Consider the following 2,633-nt stretch of genomic DNA (forward strand, 5'->3'; position numbering starts at 1 on the left):
CGCCGGCGCCGCTGTTGTCGGTGCCCGACCTGCACGGGGTGGTGACGGCGGACGCACTGCACACGCAGGTGGAGACGGCGAAGGTGCTGGTGGAGGAGATGGGTGCGCACTTCGTGCTGGTGGTGGAGCGGAACCAGCCGGCGTTGTGGGAGGCGTGCCGGTCGATCCCCTGGAGCGAGGTGACGGCCAGGCACAAGGAGAGCGAGGTGGGTCACGGCCGGCGGGAGACGCGGGTGGTGCAGGCAGTGACGTGGACGTCGCTGGCGTTTCCGCACGTCAAGCAGGTTGCCCGGATCATCCGGCACCGCACCGACCGGGCAACGGGCAAGCGAACGCGGGAGACGGTCTACCTGATCACCGACCTGTCGGCGTCCGAGGCGGCTCCGGAGGTGCTCGGGCGGTACGCGAGGGGCCACTGGGGCGTGGAGAACAAGATCCATTACGTGCGGGATGTGACGTTCGGCGAGGATGCCTCACGCATCCGCAGCGGCCACGGACCGCAGAACGCCTCGACGTTGCGATCGGTGGCCATGAACTACCTGCGCACCATGAGCAGTTCCATCGCGGACGCCAAGCGCCAGATCGCCCTGTCACCCCACAAGGCACCCCTGGACCTCTTCGGCGTACCCTCCGACCTGCGGCTTTGCTGAGAAATTCGACCTTGCGTCAGCCCTGCTGCAGGGGGTGTGGGTGGGCGGCGGCCGAAGCCACCGCGAGACGGTCAGGCGGCGGGCTGCCCGCCCTGGTTGTCGAGGTGGCAGCGGGCGGTCAGGCGTCAGGGTCGACTTCGGGGTGCGTGAACCGCATGGGCTTGCTCAGCGACCGGGCGTAGGCGATTTCGGCTCGGGTGCTGTCTCCGATGTAGTCGCCGACTACGAGCACCTCATCAGCGAGCCGGATCTTCGCCCGGTGCAGATCGTCGAGTCGAACCTTCAGCGCCTCGGCCTCGACAGGATCGGACCAAAGTTCGTGCGGCGACTTCATGTCACAGCCCGGTTTGACGACAATCTTTCCGGCTTTGGTCTCCCGCAGATCGGCCTCGGTCATCTCGGTCATGAAGCGGGTGGAGCCGCAGATCACGACGATACGCGGGAGGCTCAGCTGCTTCTTCGCGTCGGCGAGCTTCTCCTCGGGGGTGAGCAGTTGCGGGTATGACACTGGTTCCTCCTGGTGGTGTGGTCCAAATGGACAGAGACCAGCTGGGTCTGCGATTCCATCAAGCCACGTACTCCGCAGCAGCACTGTCGCCCTTCAGCCTTGCGGCGCCGTAGCGAGCGCCTGCCGTGCGGCGCATGGTTCGATGCGGAGCGCCTGCCCAGCAGCGAGTTGGAGAGCTGGATCGTCAGCCTGAAATTGCCCGAGCGACGTGATGCCGAACCCCGCGCCAGCGAGTGCGGAGAGTGCCCTCCGAGACAAGGTGCGGCGTTCGGTCTCCTCAGCGACGGCCGCGGAGTCGAGGGAGAGCCACACACGTCCGTCGAGCCCTGCAGAGACTTGTACCGGCCCCACCGGTGCGCAAGGGACTTCGGCGTCGGTGAGGACCTGGGCGGCGGCATCACGATGGTCGGTGGTGTTCTTCATGTCGACAGCACGCGCAGCCATGTAGATCGCATGAGCCAGTTCGGCGGCGGCCTCCTCGGCGGCAGTGACGTTGATTCGGTAGGGCCCCATGGAGACAGTGTCGGTAGTGACGTCGTAGCCGAAACCCCAGAAGGCGCGAGCCACGTCGCGCGGTTCGTCACCAGCCTTGACCCGCTGGCTCTGCGGACCGTGGCCCAGGCCGCGCGACCAGTTCTCGAAGTGGATGAGCCCGTTTCGGATTTGCGTGATGTCCGGCAGCGACAGTTCGAATCGCTTACGTGCCTGTTCCAGCGTCTGTCCGACCATCGGGTCCATGCCGAGATCGGCCAGCGCGGCCTGCTCCAATGTCTCCGCCGTCAGCAACTGCCGCAGCGCGATGCACAAGTGCCGTGCGTCGATCTGCCTTGAGTCGAACCCGCCGACGACTTCATTGCCAGCATGGATGCGCCGGACGCACAGCGCGACATCACGCCGTGCCCACTGAGCCTCCGATACGGCGATTGCGTAGGGATTGTCTGCCGGTGGCCAGTCGTCGACTGCAGTCTCTTCCATGATGGGCATCTTCACCCCCAAGGCCCTGACATGCCCGGCATTTTCTACAGAGCTTGGCGGCCAGCTGAGCTGCCCTGCGATCGGCGCCGTCTCCCATGCTCGTACCTGCGTTCCGCGTAATTCAGCGGCATAGAGTCACGAATCTGTGGTCTGACCTGCGCGGACATGGGTGAGGGCGCCTGAGAGGCGTTTCTCTAGGCGCTGGTGTTCGTGCTGGTCAGCGGGGTGTGGGTTCGAGGGCGATGATCTGCTTCGGTGCGGGGATGCCGAGCTTGGCCAGGAGGTCGGTCTGGGGCTTGGTGAGGGTGGTGACCTGCCGGAACAGGCCGGTGGGGCCGGTGAAGGTGCCGAGGTGGAGCCGGTCGAGCTCTCGGCGGACGGTCGTCCAGGTCGCACCGGTGGTGGTCTCTGTGATGCGGATCAGCAGCAGAGCGAGCCAGCAGAGGATGACGTGTGCGCGTATGCGTTCCTCGAGCCGGTGATAGACGGGCCGCAGGTCG

Annotated in this window: 3 protein-coding genes and 1 pseudogene; 1 reads left to right on the forward strand and 3 read right to left on the reverse strand. The window is 66.0% G+C overall.

Annotation, left to right across the window (positions count from 1 at the left end):
* Positions 1–650 (forward strand): ISAs1 family transposase (locus B9S61_RS18605; protein WP_107499710.1); only part of this gene is annotated, 650 nt, incomplete at its 5' end.
* Between the two features lie 118 nt (positions 651–768).
* Here B9S61_RS18605 and B9S61_RS18610 read toward each other — a convergent pair.
* The 3 genes and pseudogenes from B9S61_RS18610 to B9S61_RS18620 all read right to left on the reverse strand — a co-directional run.
* Positions 769–1,158, reverse strand: a complete 390-nt coding sequence (locus B9S61_RS18610; protein ID WP_181007422.1) for a hypothetical protein — start codon at positions 1,156–1,158, stop codon at positions 769–771.
* Positions 1,159–1,251: 93 nt separating this feature from the next.
* Positions 1,252–2,133, reverse strand: coding sequence for a hypothetical protein (locus B9S61_RS18615; RefSeq protein WP_258039733.1), 882 nt, complete (start codon positions 2,131–2,133; stop codon positions 1,252–1,254).
* A gap of 217 nt (positions 2,134–2,350) precedes the next feature.
* Positions 2,351–2,633, reverse strand: a pseudogene (locus tag B9S61_RS18620) (transposase); the annotation flags it as partial.

The organism is Streptomyces sp. SM1 (genome assembly GCF_002910825.1).
GTDB classification, from domain to species: domain Bacteria; phylum Actinomycetota; class Actinomycetes; order Streptomycetales; family Streptomycetaceae; genus Streptomyces; species Streptomyces okerensis.